This window comes from Lysinibacillus sp. FSL K6-0057, assembly GCF_038630885.1.
Classification (GTDB): Bacteria; Bacillota; Bacilli; order Bacillales_A; family Planococcaceae; genus Lysinibacillus; species Lysinibacillus fusiformis_F.
Genome location: NZ_CP152047.1, coordinates 1,009,852 through 1,031,645, shown reverse-complemented (window position 1 = coordinate 1,031,645; position 21,794 = coordinate 1,009,852). Strand labels below are relative to the sequence as shown.

Below are 21,794 nucleotides of genomic sequence, written 5' to 3'. Positions count from 1 at the left end.
TTCAACTATCACGTTGTAATGCCTATAAAAGTTAAAAATCAAAGCCAATCATATTTTCTGCAATTTCATTAAAAGATTGTTCAGACTCACTAAAGTAAGCTTCCCAAGCATCCTTAGCCCAAATCTCAATTCGATTTGAAACTCCTAACACCACACATTCTTTCACTAGATGTGCATGTTGCATAAGAGTAGCTGGGATATTGATACGCCCCTGCTTGTCTATTTCTACCTCTGTTGCTCCAGAAAAGAAAAACCTTGCAAATGCTCGTGTATCCTTTTTGGTCATCGGTAAACCTTTTAATTTCTCTTCGAGTTTTCGCCATTCATTCATAGGATAGCCAAATAGACAGTTATCGAGACCTCTTGTGACAACAAACGTTTCGCCTAAAGCTTCACGAAATTTTGCCGGTACGATTAATCGCCCTTTCGCATCAACGGAGTGTTGATATTCTCCCATGAACATACTACTCACCCCACTTTATTAAATAATGTACCACATCCCCCCACTTTCCTCCACTTTTTTTAAAAAAAACTTGACATTTTATCTCTTAATGTGCAATTAGACCTTTAGGGATTTTTTTGATATAAGCTAAATGATACAAAAAAAGAGCCACCCTTAGTAGGATAGCTCTTTAAATACTATTTATCTCGACATAATTCATCAAATTCACATGATATCAAATTACCACTTAGGTATAAAGTATCTATTTATTGATTTTATAAATAAAGTAAATAGTGGTGTTTACCGATGCTATAATTTTGCTTCAGCATTTCAGCAATTAACATAGGTCCAAACTCATTGAAATATTGGTATGGATTAAAGGTTCTCTCTTGGAAACCATCATTCGGATACAATTCATTTTGCAGTGTCATAAATTTACGAATAGTCGTTTCATGCTTACTCAATACAGTTTGTTCAATTTTTTGCTGCAGGTAATCCAATTGCTTTGCATGATTTTCTTGATTTTTCTCAAGAATTTTATCTAAATGCAAATGCTGTTTCTCTAAATAGGAGGCTAGCTCCTCATATTTTTCTGTTAACAACTGCTGCATAGCTTGAATTTGACGTTTGGCTTCAATGTCCTGTACATCTGCAATAAAGCGTTCTTTCATTTGCAACGCTTTTCCTTCCCATACGTCAGTAACAGTTAGTTGATGCTCACGTAATAATTGCTCTACATGACGAGTGACAATGGTGATATGAAGGCGTGGAGCAAAAATGGGCATTTGTAAGTCTAAAGCTGAAAATGCATTTTTCAGTGTTGCCCAATAAGCTAACTCTCCTGGTCCGCCAACAAACGCTAATACTGGCAATGTCATCTCCTGCATCAATGGACGAGTTACTACATTATTACTTAAACGTTCAGGATGATTAAGCGCTATTTCTAACAGCTCTTCTTGTGTAAATTTGAGGTTAGCCGCTAAATTAACAAATAGATCATTTTTTCTTTCTAAAAGATGTCTCTCCCCATCCTCTACATAAAATAAATTAGCGGCTTCATATGTTGCCAAAATAGGCTTACCATAGCCAGCACGCTCAAGCTCCTCTTCCTTTTCCGTTACGACTCTAGCAATTTCTTCATTGGATTGAATGATTTGTGCAAAATATTTGCTTTCAAATTGACGGAATTGAAAGTCGGCGGCATCGATCAATAATAAGCCTTCCTCTTTGAATAATTGATGCATTAGACAGGCAAAGAAATCCGTAAATGTTTCACTACCGTTCAACGCGTCAACTAATTGCTTAATCAGCGCTTCTGTATACTCTGTTTCCCCAATATCTCGAATAATCGTATTAATTAATTGCGTCATCGACTCTTTGTTTAAGGCTGTTGCAGAAGCCATCGTTTTACGTCTAGAGCGTTCACCATAAGTTCGCTTTTTTAGCAATTCCCCATGTACTGTATAGGTATGATTAATTTCTTCTAAGTCATGATCTTCTCCAGCTATCCAAAAAACAGGGATAACAGGCTGTTGAAGCTTTGCGCTTTGCTCTTTCGCTAATGCAATAACTGAAATAGCTTTATGAACGGAGTAAAGAGGGCCAGTTAAGATACCTGCTTGTTGTCCACCGACTATTACCATAGCTCCTTGCTCTAATTGTTCTAAATGCTCATTCGTTTTTTGGGATAACCCGAGTGGCTCCATAAATTGACGGATGATTGCTGTTAACTCTTTTTGGTCACGGGTATATTGTGCTAAATGCTCCGCTCTTTTCTCAAAAGCTTGATCATTGTAATCATACTCAAAAAATTGATGAATGGCAGTATTTGGCGACCAGTAATCTGCTAGCACATGATTTTTTATAGGTACTTGGATTGACTCCAGTTTCATTTAACATAAACTCCTCTACTCACTAAATCATTTCCTAACTCATAACGAGACATTGAATTTCATTCATACTATGCACACGTTGCTTTCAATGTCGCCTCGACTTTCAGATAGCTCGAAAAATCCGCGACATCCATTAGCGGCTTTGGGGCATCAAATACTTTTTGACGATGTTTCAGCAAGCATTTGAATACTTGTTGAAATAAGCCATCCCTCTCCCTCAAGAAGGATTTTTCTGTACCCGCTTTCGCTTTCGGTACAAAAACCTGTGTTGGGTCAAGATGAATAATTCGAGACCACCTTTGCACTTCGTCCATGTCACTGAACTATGCTTCTAGTACTAAGGTTTATGAATTCAATCAATATTCTCATTCCTATAGAATGATTTTTATAACTATTTTAATGCTATTATTTTAACGCTTAAAGCTTCAACATGAAAAGAAAATGCTTAGACAACCTGTAAATATTCCACAATGGATTGAATGACACCCACAATACAAATTACTAGATACGCTGTACTAAGTATTAAAAATAAAAAGCGCCAAATTTTCTTTAATAATGGCTTCACTTCTAATTCCTTTTTAGTCCGCCAATCAATATATGTAAAAATCATGGCCATCATTATTGCAAGTATCACCAAAAGCGCCCCTACATTTACACGCCAAAGCACACCAATAGCTAACGGAACAGAAAAAAACAAGCACAATGTCGTGACATCAGAAGCTGCTCCAAAAGCATGTGTGCCACGAATTTTAACTTTTCTGCTAACCAGATAAACAATGACAAAAAGAACAATTGGACAAAAAATAATGATACTAATAACTATATGTAAAAGGTCTTTCAACGTTATTCACCGCTCTCCTCTATTGCAAGTACTTGGTGATATAAAGTACGCAAAGTAGGTAAATTATGACCGTTTGCTAAAGCTTTATTCAGAATGACACCAACAATTGTTTCGATTTCACTTTTTCGACCCTGTAGACGATCCGCTAGCATAGATGAAGTGTTGTTGGCCGTTTTCCTACATAAGTCTATCACATCACTAAAAGATATGGTGTGTTCAATATCTCCAAAAGCTTCTGTAAGCTCTCGATAAATATTTTCCATAAGTAAAAACGCTTGTTGATTAGTCACTAACTCCCCGTTCTTCACTTGCAATACAGCCGTTAATGGATTTATTAAGCTATTAAGCACCGCTTTTTCAAAAAGCATCTGCTCTGCATTACTAGCCAATTCAATAGGAAATAGGGAATTCTGTAATTGTAGTAGCTTTTGAAAGACCTGCTGCTCTCCTCGTTCTATCGCTATTTTACATTGACCTATTCCTCTATGCTGAACCGTTAATTGGTCCAACAATTGAGCACCAAAGGTCACCGAACCAAAGGCAATATTTTTTTGCGGTAAGGTTAGTGCCTCCTCAAAATGCGCTAAGCCATTTTGCATAAAAAGTAATGGCGTATCATTCGGAAATGAAGCTAATGGTTTGTATAGTTTTTGCAAATGTCCGTATTTAACAGCAATCACTAGTAAATCGTGCGTTGGTAAATTAGCCAAATCTGTAGTAGCAATAACCCTTTGCACAGTTTTAGTTCCATCAACGTTGATACGTGTTAACTTCTTGGCATTTAGTTCATTTACTTGTTCCTGCCTTCTCGCAACCAACGTCACCGACACACCAAACTCTGCTAAAAAACTTGCTGTTAATTGACCAACTGCTCCTGCACCAATTATCGCTACTTTCATTGTCTACACCCTTTCCATCTTTACTGCTCATTATTACTTCGACGTCATTACATCAAGCTTGCTTCAAGCACGCTCGAAACAAGCTGTGACATTCGCCGAATACTTTGGCGCAACACGATATTGTTCACACCATCACAGAACGTGGCGCATTTGTTGGGGTGTTTCCTATTCAACAGACTTTAAAACCCCATCTAACGCTTCAACTCTGAATAATATACATTCGCTGAATCAAGATAAAACTACAATCAGAACCACCAGTATAACTGGTGGTTTGCTCTGCGCGTGAAACGCTGGGGTACTGGCCCATGTCTAAAGACATTCTGAATGGTCCGTCAACCGCACTCCGTTTTCACACAAACCGCTAAAGCGGCTTACTTATTTTTTCTTTCTCTTGATTTCTTCTCCTGTGAATGGGTCAATGAATTCTTTCATCGTCATTTGATCTTGCAGGATATCTTCTTGTAATTGATTTTTTATATACTCCTGTATCTTTTTCTTATTTCGGCCGACTGTATCCACATAGTATCCTCGACACCAGAATTGACGATTACCGTATTTATACTTTAAATTTGCATGTCGGTCGAAAATCATTAGACTACTCTTCCCTTTTAAATAACCCATGAACGCAGATACACTCAATTTCGGAGGAATACTTACCAACATATGAATATGGTCAGGACAGGCTGTTGCCTCTATGATTTCTACATCTTTTCTTTCACATAATTGGCGCAATATTCTTCCAACATCTGCTTTAATTTGACCATAAATAATCTGCCTTCTATACTTTGGCGCAAAGACGATATGATACTTACAATTCCACGTTGTATGTGCTAAACTTTTATTATCCATTTATGGTGGCTCCTTTCGTACGAAGTCGGTTGACTAGACCTGACTTTATTGTACGTTTGGAGTTTTTTTATTGTCCATAGCTAAAAGCTTTCCGGAACCCCCTGCATAGCAGGGGGTTTTCAAAGCACACAAGAATAAGGTGCCTCAGAATACATCTAAGGCACCTTCTACGCAGGTTCTTTTATTATACAGGATAGACCGATTATTGACGATATACAGAAAGGGTTTTATCTCCAGGAAAGAAAAGCAATGTCATTCATGTTCCAAAAGCCACATACTTATAACGTTAATCTTTCATTAATGAATAACCTTGTTGAAGCCATTTCACTAACTTATCATGTTCATTTTGCAATTCACGGTGCTTCATTTCAAGTGTTTGATAAGCCTCGGTTAATTCGTCAAAACTTGTCAACGCTAATTTCAAGTGACTTCGCATAGATTGTTGAGGCTGATTTCGCACAGCTAATAGTGACTGACTATATTGCCCACGCAAAGTTTTATTCCAGCGGAAACCACAAGCTTGTTTTGTACGACCTAGTTCTATGGCCGCCATTTCAAATGCCTCTAGCTGTGTTTTGCCATTCTGCACATTATGCAATACGATTTCTGCTAGTCTTTCATCATCTTCCTTCGTCCATTGATCTTTTCTTTTTTTCAATTCCATAATCTATCACCCTCGCATTTTTTACTACTATATGCAAAAGCGAGCAAAATAGAATCATCGCTTGAAAAAAGACAGTGATGACGTTTTCCTCTCATCACTGTCTTTATACATTACTTATTGTTCTTCTTTGTCAAGAAATTATTAACCGCTTGATGGTGTGCTTCACTTTCCCACAACTTTGCACAGGTACGAACTTCCTCCATCACACGCTCATACATATTGCGCTCATGCCACTTTCGAAGCTCAATATCCTTATATGCTTTATGAACAGAAGGATGGATTTCTCGCATATGTTCAATAAAATCATTCAAGGCTTCTTCTTTTGAGCCTTCAAAAACACGCATAGCCCATCCTATCTCGTATAATAAGTGTGCAGGGTACGGCTTTGCATCCACTAGCATCTTCATTGCACGATCATGACGTAAACCTCGTTCAAATAAGTATGTACCGCCACCCCAACCACTTGTAATGGCTAGTGTTCCTTGAATAAAACCACATTTTGCATGGCTAGCGACTAAACGAAAATCACAAGCCGTTGCAATCTCACAACCTCCTCCAACAGCAGTACCATTTATAAGTGCTATAGTTGGTACAGGAAGCGTGGCAAGATCATATAATATTTTCCCCATCTTACTTAACATACCAAATGCCTCATCCTCTGTTTCCAATGAATGAAACTCAGATAAATCCCCTCCTGAGCAAAACGATTTATCGCCAGCACCTGTCACTACTAAAAAACGCACATCTTCATGCTCACGAATATATGTAATGACTTCTTGAAGACCATTCATCACTTCGTCATTGACAGCATTCCGCTTCTCTTCACGGTTAATGGTAAATGTCATAATGCCATCATGATTATCAATCGTATAAGACATACTTCAACCCCCTTTGTCGCAATGAATAAATTGTATCACACAATTATTTCACTATTGTAAAGAACTTCATAATCAACGAAATATTCCGTCTTTTTTAGCTAACAAAAAGGCTAGTAAAGAGCCATGGTCTCTCTACTAGCCTTTTAAGTGAGCAAACACTGTATTATTTGCTTACTACTTCTTTACCTTTGTATTGTCCGCAAGCTTTGCAAACACGGTGTGATAGTTTAGCCTCACCACAGTTAGGGCAAGTTACCATACCAGGTACAGATAATTTGAAATGCGTACGACGCTTTCTTTTTGCAGTTTTAGAAGTTCTTCTAAATGGTACAGCCATTGATGGCACCTCCTTACAGATCGTCTATTCGTCTGTTTGATCAAAATACTTAGCTAAAGAAGCTAGTCTTGGATCCACTTTTTGTTCGTCAGCTTTTTTGTGTAGCTCTACGTCTTCATCTGTTGCATAAGACCAGTTTTTACCACCATGCACTTGTCCTTCAGAATCCTCTTTGAACACTTGCATTGGTACCTCAAGTAAAACTAATTCCTCAAGAACTGGTTTCATGTCGATGACTTCACCGTCAATATAGTGAATGTCTCCGTCATCGTCTCCTCTTTTATCTTCGTCAATCCAGCTAAAAATTTCAACTGTCTCAACTTCAATTGGAAACTCAACATCCTCCCATGTGCGTGCACATGGTAGTATTAACGTTGCTGTCACAGTTAACTGACATGTCATTTGCGATGCACCAAAAGTACATAGCCCTTTTACATGAACGGGCGAAATTGCTCGAATATCCTGGTTTCGCTCCATCACTTCGTCCAGCTGGACAAAGGCATCGATTGGCATCCCGTTTTGGCGGTATTTAGATAATTGATGAATTGACCATTTCATTCGTTTAATCACCTCGAGACAACACTGTTGATTATATAATGTGTAAAAATAGATGTCAAGATAATTTCTTGTCACCACTTTAAAACCCACCTATAATTATATACTATGAGAAGTGTATTTACTCCTAACAGATTCAAATAAAACATTAATTATAAGGGGGAAAAGCATGCAAGCAGTTGGAATTGTTGTTGAATATAATCCTTTTCACAACGGACATGCTTATCATTTAGAGCAGGCTAAAAAAGTAGCGCAGGCAGATCTTGTTATCGCTGTTATGAGCGGCACATTTTTACAACGTGGAGAACCTGCCATGGTAGATAAATGGACACGCACTAAAATGGCGCTTGCTGGTGGTGTAGATATTGTTATTGAGCTACCTTATGTCTATAGTACAGCACCTGCCACAGATTTCGCAAAAGGAGCCATTTCTTTATTAAGTGCAGTAGGCTGCGACGCTTTTGCCTTTGGAAGTGAAGACGGCTCTATTCAGCCCTTTCTGAACACGTTTGAGCTGATTGACAGCCACCGTGCAGAATATGACTTGTTCATTAAAGACAGCCTTAAAACAGGTGCAAGCTATCCAAAAAGCCTACATTATGCCTATGAACAGCTTTCTCAGAAGTTCCCTGCTCCATACATCGATCTTGCACAACCAAATAATATATTGGGCTTTCATTATCTTGAAGCTGCGAGGGCCCTTAACAGTAGCATCAAACCGCTAACAATTCCTCGCGTTGCAGCAGGATACCATGATGCATTAAAGGAAGATGCATCGATTGCAAGTGCCACTGGCATACGTAAAGCCCTTGCTTCTACAAGTTCTTTACAGAGTATAGAAAATGTTGTTCCTAAAGCTACTTTTGATTTTTTAACAGACTGGCATACAAAGTATAACCAATTTGCTAACTGGGAAACTTTTTGGCCTTTATTACAGTTCACTATTATAAGACACACCCCCTCAGAACTTACTCGTTATGCAGAAGTAACAGAGGGGATCGAAAATGCAATTGTGAAAGCAGCAAAAACGAGCTCAACCTTTAATAGCTTTATGGAAAAAATAAAATCTAAACGTTATACATGGACCCGCCTTCAGCGTATGATAACACATATCTATACAGGGTTTACAAAAGAGCAGCTCCAAAGTTTTAAAGCGCCCTCCTTTATTCGATTGTTGGGTATGAGCCCGATGGGACAAGCTTACTTAGGTCAGCAAAAAAAGAATATAGAATTACCCTTAATCAGTCGAGTTGCGTCTACCAGTGATGCGATGTTAGCCATCGATATCCATGCAGCAGAGCTTTATAATTTAAGTATCGAGCAAGGAACAAAGAATCTGACGCTGCCGAAGGATTATCAAACACCACCTATTCGTTGCTAAAGACAACAAAAGGGATGCTAAAAACACTCTAGCATCCCTTTATTTTATTTTGGTTGTAGTTGCTCTAAATAATTGATAGCATCGTCAACCGTTTTTACTGGAACGATTTTCATTTTTGTTTTAATCTCTTTTGCCGTTTTAACAGCCGTCGCATAATTCGATTCTAGCTCTGGATACTTCGCTTTCATTTCTTGAGAGATTTCATCGTCTGGTGCAAAAAAGATCTCCATACCGTCACGATCGGCGGCTATAACCTTATAATCTATCCCACCAATTCTGCCAACTGATCCGTCTATTAGCATTTCACCTGTACCAGCAATTGCATAGCCTTTTGTTAAATCTTCATCAAGAAGTTGGTCTAATATCTCAAGTGTAAACATCAGACCAGCAGAAGGTCCTCCAATATCCTCTGTTTTCATCGTCACTTTCGGATTAGTTTCAATCGATTTGCTTTCAGTATAGGAAATACCTAAACCCGCTCTATGTTCTTGCGCATTAGGAATTTCCTGTAATGTAATAGTCTCCTGATGTTGTTCTTCATTGCGTATAAATTGAATGGTTACCTTATCTCCAAGCTGCTTAGGTTTTAATAGATCCACAAGCATTTGTTGGCTAGTTATTTTTTGACCATCAACCTCGACAATTTCATCACCAGCTTTCAAGATACCATCTGAAGCTCCTCCGTCTAATACATTTAATATGAATACACCATTAAAAAGAACCTTTGTCTCTAGCCCCGCTCTTTGGAAGGCTACATATTTCGCATTAAATTGTGAATCAGACATTAACTTTAACTGTCGAATATTATATTCCTCATCATCCTCTAAAGGATTTCGTACTTGTTCAATATCCATTAGCTTTTGATATTTTTGAACTTTCGCCCACAAATACGAGAACGGCGTGGCTTGCTGCATAGCGACTGTCATTAAACTTAAAGACCCCACGCTATCTGCCTCTTTGCTATCAACAGTAACGAATTTGCTGACATCATATGCACTTCCAGGTTTCATAATATACGCGTCTAGTCGGTATAACATCATAAAACAAATCACGACTATTAACACTGCATAAATACTAATTTTTTTCTTCACTTGAAAACACCTCCTAGGACGCTTGCAAAACCATACGTTCATGTTTTTGCCTTTCTCACATATATTGATTTTAGCATTTGCCTATGTGAATGACAAAAAGTTGAAACGAGTTGATAACATGTTTGCTACAATTCAAATAGTGCTCTGCGTAATTCTAATTCTCTTACTCTTGTTATTCCCACAAACCGCTCATAGTGGTACTGATTTAGGCTTAAATCTTTTCATGGAAGCACTGTTTCCGTATTTATTGCCTTATCTTGTGTTAACACAATGGCTTCTGCGTTTAACAGCCCCTATGCGTACCAAAACAAAAAGAGCTTCTTTATACGTACAAGCCTACATTATTAGTGCCCTTGGAGGCTATCCAACTGGCGCAACCACCATTGTTTATTTAAAAAACAGTGGTCAATTACACCCGAAAGAAGCAAATTTTTTGCTAGCTGTTTGTCATGCACCAAGCCCACTTTTTGTATTAGGTTTTGTAAGCCTTGATTTACTACACAGTAATACGTTTGGATGGTTGTTTTTATGTTTACTACATACGTTTAATATTTGTTGCCTAGTAACTGGCTACTTTTTATTTCGTAAAACTGAGCCACCTAATATCTCCGTACACAACACACCACTCTATAGTGCTCCATTTTCAGAAAGCATTAAAGAAACGGCTCCAACAATTCTGCTAGTTGGTACAACCATCATCTTTTTCACAACGATTCAGACCATTGTACAACAAGGCTTAGATCAGCTGATACCCAAGCTTCCCTATACGATTGAGCTTTCGATAGCAGCTGTTCTAGAGGTAACGAACGGTCTTAAAATGACGGTTACAGCATTTCCAGATCTTCCGTATATCCATTTACTCGTTGTGATTTTGTTAACGATGCAAAGTATAAGTATTCACTTACAAATTTTTGTTATCGCCAAATCTGCAAAACTTTCTGTAAGACCTTATATAAAATTCCGCCTTCTTAGCATAATCATTGTACCGACTATTTATGCTCTATTTTTTCTGAAATAACAATAGCACTAAAGATCAAAAAGAGGATGTCATCGTTCATTTGACATCCTCTGCATAACTATTGTGTAAAACCATATTTTTCTTTTAAAGCCTTCACGACACAAGTAGGGACTAGCTCGTTAACATCACTACCGTATTTCGCAACCTCTTTTACTATACTAGAACTTAGGAATGAATATTGATTTTTCGTCATGATGAAAAAAGTTTCAATCGTTTCATCTAGGAAACGGTTCATAGAGGTAATTTGCATCTCATATTCAAAATCTGAAACTGCTCGTAAGCCACGAACAATTGCCTTCGCCTTTTTTTCCTTGGCATAATCAATCAATAGACCTGAAGAACTCTCTATACGGACATTAGGTAAGGTTTTCGTCACTTCAGCCATCAAAGCCATACGTTCCTCTACAGAAAACAACGGATTCTTTGCTGAATTGTTTAATACTGCTACATATACGATATCAAACACATCCGCCGCACGTTTAATTATATCTAAGTGGCCGAATGTGACAGGGTCAAAACTTCCAGGAACTACAGCAATTTTTTCAGACAACTTATTCTCCCTCTTCCTCTGTACAGCGATAAACAGAAATAATTGTTCCGCCATATGTTTCTTGTCTTGTTAAAACAAACTCCCCAAAATTTCGAGGCAATTGTACCTCTTTTGCATGTTCACATAAAATAATACCATCTTGTTGTATTTTACTGTTATCAACCAAAATTTGTACGAGGTCATAATATTCCTGCTGATGGTAAGGTGGATCTAAAAAAATGAGTTTAAACGTAATGTCACGCTTTAATAGCGCTTTCACAGCGCGCTTTGCATCTATACGAAAAAGCTCTGTATATTCTTCATAACGGCATTTTTTTATATTTTCTTGTAGCACCTGGAATGCTTTAGGATCTTTCTCAATAAAAATAGCACGCTCTGCCCCTCTGCTTAATGATTCAATACCCAAGCCACCGCTTCCAGCAAACAGATCTAGCGCCACACCTCCATCAAAAAACGGCCCAATTATATTAAAAATGGATTCCTTCACCTTGTCAGTTGTAGGCCTTGTCGTGTTTCCTGCTATTGCTTTAAGCGGCATTCCTTTGCGCTCTCCTGCTACAACTCTCATATCAGCATCTCACCGTACTTTCGTCTATATAAAGTATTTTGCAGCGAAAGGGTGGCCCTCCGCTGCAAAAGTTATTGTTGTTCTTGTGTTAATACTTGAATACGCTCATCCTTTTTTTGTAGTTCAACGAGGAATAATCGCTGTAACCAAGCTTCTTCTACATAATAACGATCAGCAATCTTAATGATTGGTTCCGAGATAGATGAATATCTACGCTGGTTGAATACATAGAAGCCAGGCTCTTTAGGAAAACGGAATGTACGATGCTCGCTATTTACATAATAGCCATTCTTCCCTTCCTCAGCTGAGTAGCCAAGATAAGGCAATAATGTATCTGCCGTATACAACGCCTGTCCCTCATATAGGATAACATGAACATCTTCCTTCAGCATATCATCCACATATACATCACGTGGATCCTCAAATAAAAGCGGATAGGTTCCATTTGGCTGAGCTGCATTTAATGCAAAATAAGAGGTCTTGGCATCTAATACCTGTGATAAATACTTGTCCAGTGTATCCGGAGAAATTGATTCATCTCCAAGCTTTTTCAATGTTTCCTGCCAAGCTTGTTGTTGACTATCTGTCATAAAATCATTTAATGCTTTGATGATTTTCTTTGTTTTTTCTCCACCAATTGGATCGTTTACTAAATAGGATGCCACAACCTCAGGCAACCATTCTGGAGAATCTACAAAATTATATTGTGATTTAATTTGTGATAAAATTACTTCCTGCTCTACAGCTTGTGTAGTAAGTGTTGGTAAAAATAACAATCTTTCGTCATGAACTGCTACTGGACTTTTTTCTTGAATAATTGCAACATGCTCATCACTTAGAAGCTGTAAATTTTCTAATGACTTTAGAAAATCATTAGGGACTTCCTGCTGCGCATAAATAGATAACACAGGTGTCTGCTCTTGCGCTTTAAGTTCTCCAGCTTGCCAATATAAATCTTGAACAGTACCGTTTCCTCTAAACATTGTGTAATTGACAAGTACAAGTTGTTGTTGACCTACTAAAGGCAAACCTGTAACCCATTGTCCTTTCACTTTGCTGTCTGTAGAAATCGAAACAATTGAATAAGACGCTTCACCATTTATTAGTGTAGCAAAAACATTTTGAAGGAGCATCTTATTTTTCAAGCCGCCCTCAATTGGAATTATGTATGACACAGATTGTGATTTTGTCTCCCCTTTTGCAAAATAAGAGACTTCATCTGATAAACGATCACAGCTTTTTTCATTTTCAATAAAGCAACTAGCGTTTGTTGCTTTTTCAGGCCATTTAATTTTCACCTTTTGATTTGGTAGGTTTTTAAAATGTTGACGAATATCTAAGCTATTTTCTCGATAGACAATCTCTATTTCCTGAGAATAATGAAAATCCCCTATGCCCGTTTCTAAATCAGATGAATAAGCATGATATTGGAAAAATATCGTTCCTGTAATGATTAGTGCTAAAATAGTAAAAAAGCTTAATGCAAATTTCATGTGCTTGACCTCCCGCAGCATGATACTATGAGTATTGGAAAGGATGTGCAATTATTATGCCACAACAATTTATAGAATTAGGAGAAGGCTATGGTGATGTTTACGAGCTACTCGAAATTATTAAAACCAACCAGGAACGTTTTCATCAAGCCTTTTTACTAACATCTACAAAAGAAGACAAGAAGGTGATTTCTTTAGCTGTCGCCCTTAAACCAGTCGGCGAAAGTAAGTTCATGCCTATTTATATTTGTCGAGAAGGCATCCCATACAATGAAGAACAGCCAACACAGCGACAAAAAATGTTTGAAGCACAAATAGAACAACTCGGTCGAAAAGCAGTAGTTGTAGAAATAAAGCACTCATCTATATTTTCGGAATCAAAACTATTTTATCAATACTTAATCGGTATATTAAGACTAAATAACTATATACCCGCATTAACATGAGTTTATAGACCTACCTTATAGTCATATTCCTTTGCTTTATCTGGTTTTGCATTTTCATATTCAGTTTTTACAAATGGACGATAAGACGCCACAACGTCTTTTACAAATGGAAGGCGTTGTAGTTTTGTTGTCATCATGTCAATGTCCTCACGATCGCAGTAAAGCACTACGTATTTTTGCCTTCTAGAAATATAAAGAACATGACCATATTTCCGAAGTGACTTCGCATGTTTTAATTGATGGACGTAAACGATTAGCCCTTGTCGTTCGTTCATATTGGATTCCCTCATTTCTTACATAAAAGAATACCATAGACCAGAAAATGATAGCAACAGAGTTTAGCTGACAGAACGCTCAATTTTCCGTTATAATGGAAAAGCATACAACGTTGAACATCGTGAAGATGAATCAGTTGTTTTAGATAAATTCAATTGTAGCATCATTACAGGAACAGAAGAATGCTGAAAGATGATCATGCCTCAAAAGAACCCTTACAACACATTTGAACCTCCATAATGATTATTTTTCAATAGGATGGCAAGAATCGGCATAAAAAAAATCATCATTCACTTATACTAGCAACTAATTTTAATAGTAGGCCCTGTACTTACTACTATTGATTAAACAATGAATTCACTATTACTTTTTTATATGAGGATAATTGTTAAGGAGGACGAATATGGGTAAGAAAACAAAAATTGCGCTTGCAATTGCAGCAGCAAGTGCAGCAGCTTGGGCAGGTAGTAAAGCTATTTCAAAACCACAGCAACGCGAAGGTAAGCAAGCATTACAATTCGAACGCCCCGTAATTCTTGCACATCGTGGCGGAGCTCTTTTAGCACCTGAACATACAATGGTTGCATTTGAAAAAGCAGCACAGCTTGGTGTTGACGGCTTTGAAATCGACATTCGCCTAACGAAAGATGAGGAAATTATTGTTTTCCATGACGACACAGTTGAACGTACAACGGATGGCTATGGGCTCATTGCAGATATGACGTTGGCAGAAATCAATGCCTTAAATCATGGCTACCAATTTGAAGATTTGGATGGAAACTTCCCATATCGTGAGGACAAATTAAATGTCGTGACATTACGAGAATTGCTTGAAACCTATCCAAATATGTTAATCAACATTGATATCAAAGATGCTCCAGACACTTATGAAGGAAGTCTAATGCCTTCTAAACTTTGGCGCTTAATTGAAGAACTTCAAGTTGAACATCGTGTCGTTGTGACAAGCTTTTATGGTGAGCAAATAGATCGCTTTAATTTATATGCTCAAAATCAAGTAGCACTTGGTGCAGGTGAATCAGATGTAAGAAAAGCATTTGCTTCCTTCTCAAGTCAGTTTGGACATTTATATCATCCTAAAGTGGATGTTTTCCAAATCCCTCCGAAGTCAGGGGTTATTGCATTAGATTCTCCAAAATTTATTCATTTTTTAAATAACCTCAATATTCCTGTCCACTATTGGACAATCAATGATATAGATACGATGAAAAAGTTACTCAATAATGGGGCAAAGGGCATTATTACAGACCGTCCTGATATTGCTGTTGAGTTATTACAAGTTCAAGAGTCTAAATAAGATGCGGACAAAAAAGGGAAGGACACTCGTTAAGTGTGCCTTCCCTTTCTTAGTATTGAAAAACAAAACAGGCAATTGAAGGGTAGAAATGGATTTCCGTTGCAGGCTACTTGCTTTCCTGTGGGCGAGTGCCGAATCGCTTCCTCCGCTACCGCTCCGTTTAGAGTTTTGCCTGTCTCGCTATCCCACGGGAGTCAAGTAGCCCTCCACTTCAACCCACTGACTTTTTAGCAAAGGTTTTCAAATAAAGGGGAGGTGTTCACTACTCTTTATGAAGAGGTGTTGTCACGCATCACTTCTCCACATTGAAAATAAGAGCTTATCCCCTCTAAGAATACAGTTAATGGGCGATTTGATCGCTATGCTACTATGAAAAAAAATAAAGATACTTTGCAGAATGGTTGATTGGAGTGGAGCCAGCGTCACTCCTAGGGGATTAGCGTCACAGAGGAGACCCTGGAGCGAACGGAAGTGAGTGAAGCGGCTCATCGGACGCCCCCTGGAAAGGTCGCTGGCGGAACAGAAATCAACCCCTCACCTTGCAAAGTTGCTTTTTCTGCCATTGACACCATCTTTTTTCAACAACATGAAAGGGAAGCACATTAGTTCATTGTGCTTCCCTTTCATGTAAATGTTAGATCCATTATTACTTCCCATTTCAATAAACATTATGTTAAATAATCTATGATTGCATCAGTTACTTCTTGTAGTGTGGCAGTTCCACCCAAATCAGGCGTTTTTATACCCTGCGCTAATGTTTGCTCAATAGCATCTAATATACTTGTTCCCACATCTTGATAACCAAGGAAATCAAGCATCATCTTCCCTGTCCAAATTTGCCCTATTGGATTGGCAATTCCTTGACCAGCTATATCTGGTGCAGAACCATGGACTGGCTCAAACATCGATGGATAATGCCCTTCAATGTTTAAATTTGCTGCAGGTGCAATACCGATGCTTCCCATAATGGCACCGCCTAGATCTGTTAAAATATCCCCAAATAAATTGGATGCTACGATAACATCAAAGTTTTCTGGCTTCATCACTAAAAATGCCGCTAGTGCATCAATATGATTAGATGCTTGACCTACCTCTTCATATTCTTTTCCTACTTGAGCAAACACTTCATCCCAAAAAGGCATGCTATATGTAATCCCATTTGATTTTGTAGCACTTGTTACATGTCCACGACGTGTTTTGGCTAGTTCAAATGCATAGCGCATCGCCCGTTCTGTACCCTTTCTTGTAAAAACGGCATTTTGGATTGCCACCTCATCTTGACCACTATGTATTCTTCCTCCGCTTTCAGCATACTCCCCTTCAGAATTTTCCCTTACAACAATAAAATCAAAGCCATTTGGTTGTCGTAAAGGTGATGGTAACTCTTGTAATAGCTTCGCAGGTCGTACATTAATAGCTTGCTGTAGCTCGCGTCGAATTTTAATGAGAAGGCCCCATAATGATACATGGTCTGGAACCAAGTCAGGCATTCCCACTGCCCCTAAAAAAATTTGATCAAACTGTTTTAACAGCTCAATACCATTATCAGGCATCATTTTACCTGTCTCTAAATAGTAGTCACAGCCCCAGGGAAAAGTTGTCCATTCAAATTGAAAGCGACCATCTAATAACGCTGCTTGATCAAGAACTTTTATTGCAGCTGGTACAACCTCTTTTCCTATTCCATCCCCTGGTATCACAGCAATTCGATATGTTTTCATTTATGCTTCCTCCTTCAATTCAATTATAAAAAAGACTGTAAACTAACTCAGTTGTTGCCTTCGAGTTGTCTACAGTCTAGAAGAGATATGTTATATACACATCCTATTTATGCTGAGCAAGAGCATGAACCGCCCGAGCCGCATCCACCTCCGCAAGATGAACCAGATGCAAAGAATGGATTACTAACAGGAACTTTTACCGCTTCAGAGACTGTTTTTCCTATTAATAGGCTAATCTCATCAAGTAAATCCTGAAAATCGTTTTCAGCAATTTTCAAAGCTGAAACTTTTTCATTTAAGTCGAGGGCCCTTTTCTGTTGGCGAATCGACTTCATAATTGTATGGTAGTCCGGATGATATTTTCCGAAACGTTGTACATCTTCGTACTGCTCTTTCATGCGATTAAATGCATATATAGCTTCAACAATTTGTGCATCACTATATACTGCTTCATACGCTTGTTGTAGCGCCATCGCAGGTTCTGAGGAAAGAATCATCTCACAAAGCGCTTCCGCCTCATCCAAAATGATTACCCAGTCAGAGGTCATCATCATTTTTAATTCCCCCAATCTCTTTCCCATCATAACAGATTTTATGGTAATTTTACATTATTGATAATTTTAATGAAAGAGGTTTTCCAAATGATGACAACATCTAAAGGTCAGATTGAACAGTTAGTTGCCGAGATTTTACAAGACAGTACCAAGGAAGATGAAGATGTTTTATTACATCTTTTAAATGGACTACGGGAGAAACAGCAAGGCATTCACCGTCGTTATATTAATGCTACTTTACATATGGTAGGAAAGTTTGAGCCTGAGGTCAGCGAGGTACGTATCCCTATTACACCTGTTATTCACAATACGATAAAGGTGCCACATGGGGGTATTATTGCAACGATTGCTGATGCCGCTATGGGAGGGCTTGCTTCACGCTCTGTGCCTGAGGGATATAATGTAGTTACTACGAATATGAATATATCGTATATCGCTACCACAACGAATAAAGAATTGATTGCACGTGGTCGTTTTGTTCATAAGGGCCGCCAAACACTTGTCATGGAATGTGATATCGAAGATGAGACTGGTCGCAAGCTTGCCATTGCTACAGGATCTTTCTTTGTTATTCAGCGTCGTCCATAATTAGACTTGCAAAATAGTCTTTAATACATTGTTGATCGGAAAAAGGGAACTTTTGGTTTTTTATTTGCTGAGTTTGTTCATGCCCTTTTCCGGCAACAAGAACAATGTCGCCCTTTTCTGCCTTTGCTAACGCTTGATGGATAGCAAGCTTCCGATCTAAGTAAATTTCATAATATTGTTGCTCTGTAAAACCAGCAATAATACTTTCATTAATTACAATTGGATCTTCATCACGTGGATTGTCTGTTGTTAAATAAATAACATCAGCGTATTTACTTGCTACTGCTCCCATAGCAAAGCGTTTCGCCTTGTCACGATTTCCACCACAACTGAAGACAAGGTAAATTGTTTTGGAACGATCAAAGGTTTGTAATACCGCTTGTAAAGCTTCTGCTGTATGGGCATAATCTACATATACATCAATCCCTAATGGATTTTCAATCTTCTCTAGCCTGCCCTCTGGTAGCCTTAATGTCCACAGATGTCCAACTATATCTTCCATAGGGACACCTGAGCGCCATACGGCCATTAAGGCAGCCACAGCATTTTGTACATGATATTTTCCGACAAAGGGAATTTCCACAATATGCTCACTCGCTGTAGTCTGTAGACAAAGGACGGTTTTTCCAACTGATTCACTGACGATTTGGATATGTAAATCATTGTGATTATCAAAACCAAATGAGCAAGATTTTTTCTTATCATAGATGCCTACAGAACGGCAAAAGTTATCATCTCCATTTAATACTAACTTTTTTGATAAATCCGCTAATCGTTTCTTAGCACGTTTATAAGCTTCTAACCCACCATGATCTTCTAAATGATCTTCTGATAAATTTAAAAATACACCACAGTCAATGTCACAATGATCGAGTCTATGTTGCTGCAACCCCATTGAAGAAGCTTCTAGCACAACATGCGTAACACCTTTTCGCACACATTGCTTTAGAATGGGGTGTAATTCTTTAGCTTGCAATGTTGTTAATTGCTCATAAGCCGTTTGTTGTTTCTCGCCATTGATGAAAAAGCCAACCGTTCCGATAACTGCTGCTTGTTTATGTAGAGCATTTAGAAGCTGACTGACAAAATGGCTCACTGTAGTCTTTCCATTTGTACCTGTAATGGCAATAACAGTTAAAGCTTCTGCTGGAAAAGCAGCAAGCTTTGCACTTGCATACGATAAAAATAATGCTGTATTAGGAACCCAGACAAAAGGAATTTCTTTATCGATAATTGGCAAAGAGATGCTTTCTTCTGAAACGATAGCAGCAGCTCCTCTTGCCAATGCTTCTTTGACAAACCGACTTCCCGATGTTTTTTTACCTTTTCGTACAATAAAGATATCACCAGGTTGTACTGCCTGTGCATAGTCCTCTACACCAGTAATTTCTGTCCGTATAGATCCCCCCGTCACGCTACATGGCCAGTCTTTTAATAGCTCTGCTAATTGCAAACCTCATTCCCCCTCTCAGTTCTCTATCATATGACGGCGTTTGTAACGGTGTGACGAAAAATGCAGAAGCCTAAGAGCTGGAGAAACTGCACAAAAAAAATGAAGACAAGCCCGATTGTCGAAAGCTTGTCTTCATATGAATATTCTTCTGTTATGGTGAGGTTTGATCTGATTTCTCTGTAGAATCTTCACTATCTTGTTTTTCATTTTTCCGTTCTTCGTTATCTTGTTCTTCATTTTTCCGTTCATCGTTATCTTGCTCTTCACTATCCAATTCTTGTGAAGTGGGCTCAAGATAAATTTGCGTATAATAATCTACAAATGCACCAGAACCAACGCGGGTGTATTTATCATTCAAAAGTACTTTTCTGTGTTCAGGAGAATTTGTCCAGCCATGCATAGCTTCAATCGCATCAAAATAGGCAGTGGCCAGGTTTTCATTCGCTTCACTATAATCGATATTTTGCGCTTGTAATCGTTTTTTTAGATCGCCATAGGTCGGCGATTCATGTGCTAAAAAATTTTGTACCTTCATATCTTCACTATGCATTCTTGCCGCTTCCTCCAATGATTCATCCATTTCTAAAGGAAGTAAATCATGATGGACTCTTGTAACATTTAACAAATCATCTAGCTGTTTAGCGCTGGCCACATCAATTTCTTGCTGTAGAAATGAGGAAGGTGGGGTACGTCTAACAAGCTCTCCTTGATAACTCATTTCATATGGCTGATGAAGGACAAGTGTTTCACTGTCTGTATAGCGTATCCCCTGTAACTCACTTGTCTCCCTATCTATATAAAGTTGTGCGTAAAGACCATCAAATTGGACAAGCAGCCTTGTTTGCATATCTTCTTCACTCATCGAGAAAATGAAAATATTTTCGCCTACTGTGGCAGCCACCTCATAGTCAATGATTGTCATTCTATATATTTCATCACGTTTTTGCCCCACTTTAAAAGGAAATGCATCAATTTCTTGTCCTGCTATGTAAATTTGTGTCACAATATTATTATTAATACCAATCATAAAAAAAGTTGAAACATCTTCATTGTAGACCCACCATTGATAACCAAATGAGGATGGCTCTTTTCTTGCCGGCTCCCCATATTTTTCTAAAACAGTTTGTGTGCCTTTTCCTATCAATGTAGATATACCCGTTTGTGGACGTGTCATTGCTCCTATTGCAGGTTGCTGCTTTAGCTGGGTTTGAGGAATAATATTAGAATTGGTATTTGGCCCTTCTAATGGCTCGTTTTCCTTCGGGGTATTAAAAAACATAAAGCCAATTAACGCGATTGCACCACCAACCATTAAAATGCGGAATAAAGCTTTCATACAGCACTCCTTTTCATCACCATTATTGTAAGTTATTATATCAATTGTAATTGGGTTGACACAATGTTGTCATTGCAACAATGTCGAATATGCTCTATTATAAAAATGAGCGTATACTTTGTACGAGAACCTAAAGGAGGACTATACATGTATTTTGAAAATACTAACCTTGAAAATTTAACAGCTGATCAAGAGCTAATTGTCAGCATTATGAAAAAACATGGTTTAGAATGTGATGGCGGCTGGGATTACGAGCGTATGACATTCGATAAACGATTTGATACTCGTGAAGGTCGTTATTACCTACGCGTATTCGCATATGCTATTTCTGGTGATGTTGGTGCACACGATGCCATCCTTACATTAATGAAACCAGTCCTTGGTAAATACTATTATCCACACGGTGTTGAATATGGCGATGACGAAGTTTATCCAGCACACCTTGTAAAAAAATGTGAAGAAATCTTAAAAAAGGTTAAATTAGAATTAGATCAATTCTCTATCGAACCTACAAATAAAAATAACTTTGAACCTGTTAACGCACGCTAATCTTTCGTACATTAAAGTGACTGCAAGTATAGCGTAAATAGCTTCATTGTTGTGAAAAGACTGGTGGTCCAGTCTTTTTTATTTTGAGTAAAAAATTT

The 21,794-nt window shown here is 38.1% G+C and carries 25 protein-coding genes; 6 read left to right on the top strand and 19 right to left on the bottom strand.

Going from position 1 to position 21,794, the window contains the following annotated elements:
- Window positions 1-31 precede the first annotated feature (31 nt).
- From mraZ to MHB40_RS04755, 10 genes are all read right to left on the bottom strand, one after another.
- Window positions 32-463, bottom strand: coding sequence for a division/cell wall cluster transcriptional repressor MraZ (gene mraZ / locus MHB40_RS04800; protein WP_004224832.1), 432 nt, complete (start codon window positions 461-463; stop codon window positions 32-34).
- A 254-nt stretch (window positions 464-717) separates the two neighbouring features.
- Window positions 718-2,334 (bottom strand): bacillithiol biosynthesis cysteine-adding enzyme BshC, encoded by a 1,617-nt coding sequence (gene bshC / locus MHB40_RS04795; RefSeq protein WP_342442644.1) that lies wholly within the window; start codon window positions 2,332-2,334, stop codon window positions 718-720.
- A gap of 68 nt (window positions 2,335-2,402) precedes the next feature.
- Window positions 2,403-2,648: a hypothetical protein gene (locus tag MHB40_RS04790; RefSeq protein WP_342442643.1), complete on the bottom strand. Its 246-nt coding sequence runs from the start codon at window positions 2,646-2,648 to the stop codon at window positions 2,403-2,405.
- 131 nt (window positions 2,649-2,779) lie between these two features.
- Window positions 2,780-3,175, bottom strand: a complete 396-nt coding sequence (locus MHB40_RS04785) for a DUF3397 domain-containing protein (protein WP_205441803.1) — start codon at window positions 3,173-3,175, stop codon at window positions 2,780-2,782.
- Between the two features lie 2 nt (window positions 3,176-3,177).
- The gene (locus MHB40_RS04780) at window positions 3,178-4,074 is read right to left on the bottom strand and encodes a 2-dehydropantoate 2-reductase (protein WP_205441800.1); all 897 of its coding nucleotides are present in this window, start codon (window positions 4,072-4,074) and stop codon (window positions 3,178-3,180) included.
- Window positions 4,075-4,449: 375 nt separating this feature from the next.
- On the bottom strand, window positions 4,450-4,923 hold the full coding sequence (gene tnpA, locus MHB40_RS04775; protein WP_036129052.1) for an IS200/IS605 family transposase: 474 nt from the start codon (window positions 4,921-4,923) through the stop codon (window positions 4,450-4,452).
- Between the two features lie 286 nt (window positions 4,924-5,209).
- Window positions 5,210-5,587 (bottom strand): transcriptional regulator, encoded by a 378-nt coding sequence (locus tag MHB40_RS04770; RefSeq protein WP_016992546.1) that lies wholly within the window; start codon window positions 5,585-5,587, stop codon window positions 5,210-5,212.
- 110 nt (window positions 5,588-5,697) lie between these two features.
- Window positions 5,698-6,465 carry an enoyl-CoA hydratase/isomerase family protein gene (locus MHB40_RS04765; RefSeq protein ID WP_342442642.1) on the bottom strand — a complete coding sequence of 256 codons (768 nt, stop codon included), beginning with the start codon at window positions 6,463-6,465 and terminating at the stop codon, window positions 5,698-5,700.
- A 163-nt stretch (window positions 6,466-6,628) separates the two neighbouring features.
- Window positions 6,629-6,802, bottom strand: coding sequence for a 50S ribosomal protein L32 (rpmF, locus tag MHB40_RS04760; RefSeq protein WP_004224819.1), 174 nt, complete (start codon window positions 6,800-6,802; stop codon window positions 6,629-6,631).
- 24 nt (window positions 6,803-6,826) lie between these two features.
- The gene (locus MHB40_RS04755; RefSeq protein WP_342442641.1) at window positions 6,827-7,360 is read right to left on the bottom strand and encodes a YceD family protein; all 534 of its coding nucleotides are present in this window, start codon (window positions 7,358-7,360) and stop codon (window positions 6,827-6,829) included.
- 166 nt (window positions 7,361-7,526) lie between these two features.
- On the opposite strand from MHB40_RS04755, the gene MHB40_RS04750 reads away from it, so the two are divergent.
- A complete protein-coding gene (locus MHB40_RS04750) occupies window positions 7,527-8,738 on the top strand; it encodes a nucleotidyltransferase (protein WP_342442640.1) in 1,212 nt (403 codons plus the stop codon).
- A 44-nt stretch (window positions 8,739-8,782) separates the two neighbouring features.
- On the opposite strand, the gene MHB40_RS04745 is transcribed toward MHB40_RS04750, so the two are convergent.
- Window positions 8,783-9,829, bottom strand: a complete 1,047-nt coding sequence (locus tag MHB40_RS04745) for a SepM family pheromone-processing serine protease (RefSeq protein WP_342442639.1) — start codon at window positions 9,827-9,829, stop codon at window positions 8,783-8,785.
- Window positions 9,830-9,947: 118 nt separating this feature from the next.
- Between MHB40_RS04745 and MHB40_RS04740 the strand changes: the two genes are divergently transcribed.
- Window positions 9,948-10,847, top strand: coding sequence for a hypothetical protein (locus MHB40_RS04740; protein WP_243456032.1), 900 nt, complete (start codon window positions 9,948-9,950; stop codon window positions 10,845-10,847).
- A gap of 58 nt (window positions 10,848-10,905) precedes the next feature.
- Here the strand turns inward: MHB40_RS04740 and coaD are convergent, their stop codons facing one another.
- The 3 genes from coaD to MHB40_RS04725 form a co-directional block, all read right to left on the bottom strand.
- Window positions 10,906-11,397: a pantetheine-phosphate adenylyltransferase gene (coaD, locus tag MHB40_RS04735; RefSeq protein ID WP_004224812.1), complete on the bottom strand. Its 492-nt coding sequence runs from the start codon at window positions 11,395-11,397 to the stop codon at window positions 10,906-10,908.
- 1 nt (window position 11,398) lies between these two features.
- A complete protein-coding gene (gene rsmD, locus MHB40_RS04730; RefSeq protein ID WP_342534060.1) occupies window positions 11,399-11,965 on the bottom strand; it encodes a 16S rRNA (guanine(966)-N(2))-methyltransferase RsmD in 567 nt (188 codons plus the stop codon).
- Between the two features lie 71 nt (window positions 11,966-12,036).
- Window positions 12,037-13,458: an RNA polymerase II gene (locus tag MHB40_RS04725; protein WP_342534059.1), complete on the bottom strand. Its 1,422-nt coding sequence runs from the start codon at window positions 13,456-13,458 to the stop codon at window positions 12,037-12,039.
- Between the two features lie 56 nt (window positions 13,459-13,514).
- On the opposite strand from MHB40_RS04725, the gene MHB40_RS04720 reads away from it, so the two are divergent.
- A complete protein-coding gene (locus tag MHB40_RS04720; RefSeq protein ID WP_036077099.1) occupies window positions 13,515-13,904 on the top strand; it encodes a hypothetical protein in 390 nt (129 codons plus the stop codon).
- A gap of 2 nt (window positions 13,905-13,906) precedes the next feature.
- On the opposite strand, the gene MHB40_RS04715 is transcribed toward MHB40_RS04720, so the two are convergent.
- On the bottom strand, window positions 13,907-14,179 hold the full coding sequence (locus MHB40_RS04715) for a YlbG family protein (RefSeq protein WP_004224806.1): 273 nt from the start codon (window positions 14,177-14,179) through the stop codon (window positions 13,907-13,909).
- 404 nt (window positions 14,180-14,583) lie between these two features.
- On the opposite strand from MHB40_RS04715, the gene MHB40_RS04710 reads away from it, so the two are divergent.
- Window positions 14,584-15,495: a glycerophosphodiester phosphodiesterase gene (locus MHB40_RS04710; RefSeq protein WP_342534058.1), complete on the top strand. Its 912-nt coding sequence runs from the start codon at window positions 14,584-14,586 to the stop codon at window positions 15,493-15,495.
- A gap of 668 nt (window positions 15,496-16,163) precedes the next feature.
- Here the strand turns inward: MHB40_RS04710 and MHB40_RS04705 are convergent.
- Together MHB40_RS04705 and MHB40_RS04700 are read right to left on the bottom strand one after the other, a co-directional pair.
- Window positions 16,164-17,216 carry a tartrate dehydrogenase gene (locus MHB40_RS04705; RefSeq protein WP_342534057.1) on the bottom strand — a complete coding sequence of 351 codons (1,053 nt, stop codon included), beginning with the start codon at window positions 17,214-17,216 and terminating at the stop codon, window positions 16,164-16,166.
- 107 nt (window positions 17,217-17,323) lie between these two features.
- Window positions 17,324-17,770, bottom strand: coding sequence for a YlbF family regulator (locus tag MHB40_RS04700; RefSeq protein WP_004224800.1), 447 nt, complete (start codon window positions 17,768-17,770; stop codon window positions 17,324-17,326).
- An 87-nt stretch (window positions 17,771-17,857) separates the two neighbouring features.
- Between MHB40_RS04700 and MHB40_RS04695 the strand changes: the two genes are divergently transcribed.
- Window positions 17,858-18,358: a PaaI family thioesterase gene (locus MHB40_RS04695; protein ID WP_342442633.1), complete on the top strand. Its 501-nt coding sequence runs from the start codon at window positions 17,858-17,860 to the stop codon at window positions 18,356-18,358.
- Here the strand turns inward: MHB40_RS04695 and MHB40_RS04690 are convergent.
- Together MHB40_RS04690 and MHB40_RS04685 are read right to left on the bottom strand one after the other, a co-directional pair.
- A complete protein-coding gene (locus MHB40_RS04690) occupies window positions 18,339-19,811 on the bottom strand; it encodes a UDP-N-acetylmuramoyl-L-alanyl-D-glutamate--2,6-diaminopimelate ligase (protein WP_205441766.1) in 1,473 nt (490 codons plus the stop codon). The two genes, MHB40_RS04695 and MHB40_RS04690, sit on opposite strands and share 20 nt — an antisense overlap.
- Before the next feature lie 151 nt (window positions 19,812-19,962).
- The gene (locus tag MHB40_RS04685; protein WP_342534056.1) at window positions 19,963-21,147 is read right to left on the bottom strand and encodes a CAP domain-containing protein; all 1,185 of its coding nucleotides are present in this window, start codon (window positions 21,145-21,147) and stop codon (window positions 19,963-19,965) included.
- 147 nt (window positions 21,148-21,294) lie between these two features.
- On the opposite strand from MHB40_RS04685, the gene MHB40_RS04680 reads away from it, so the two are divergent.
- On the top strand, window positions 21,295-21,696 hold the full coding sequence (locus tag MHB40_RS04680) for a YugN family protein (RefSeq protein WP_205441762.1): 402 nt from the start codon (window positions 21,295-21,297) through the stop codon (window positions 21,694-21,696).
- Window positions 21,697-21,794: the final 98 nt, after the last annotated feature.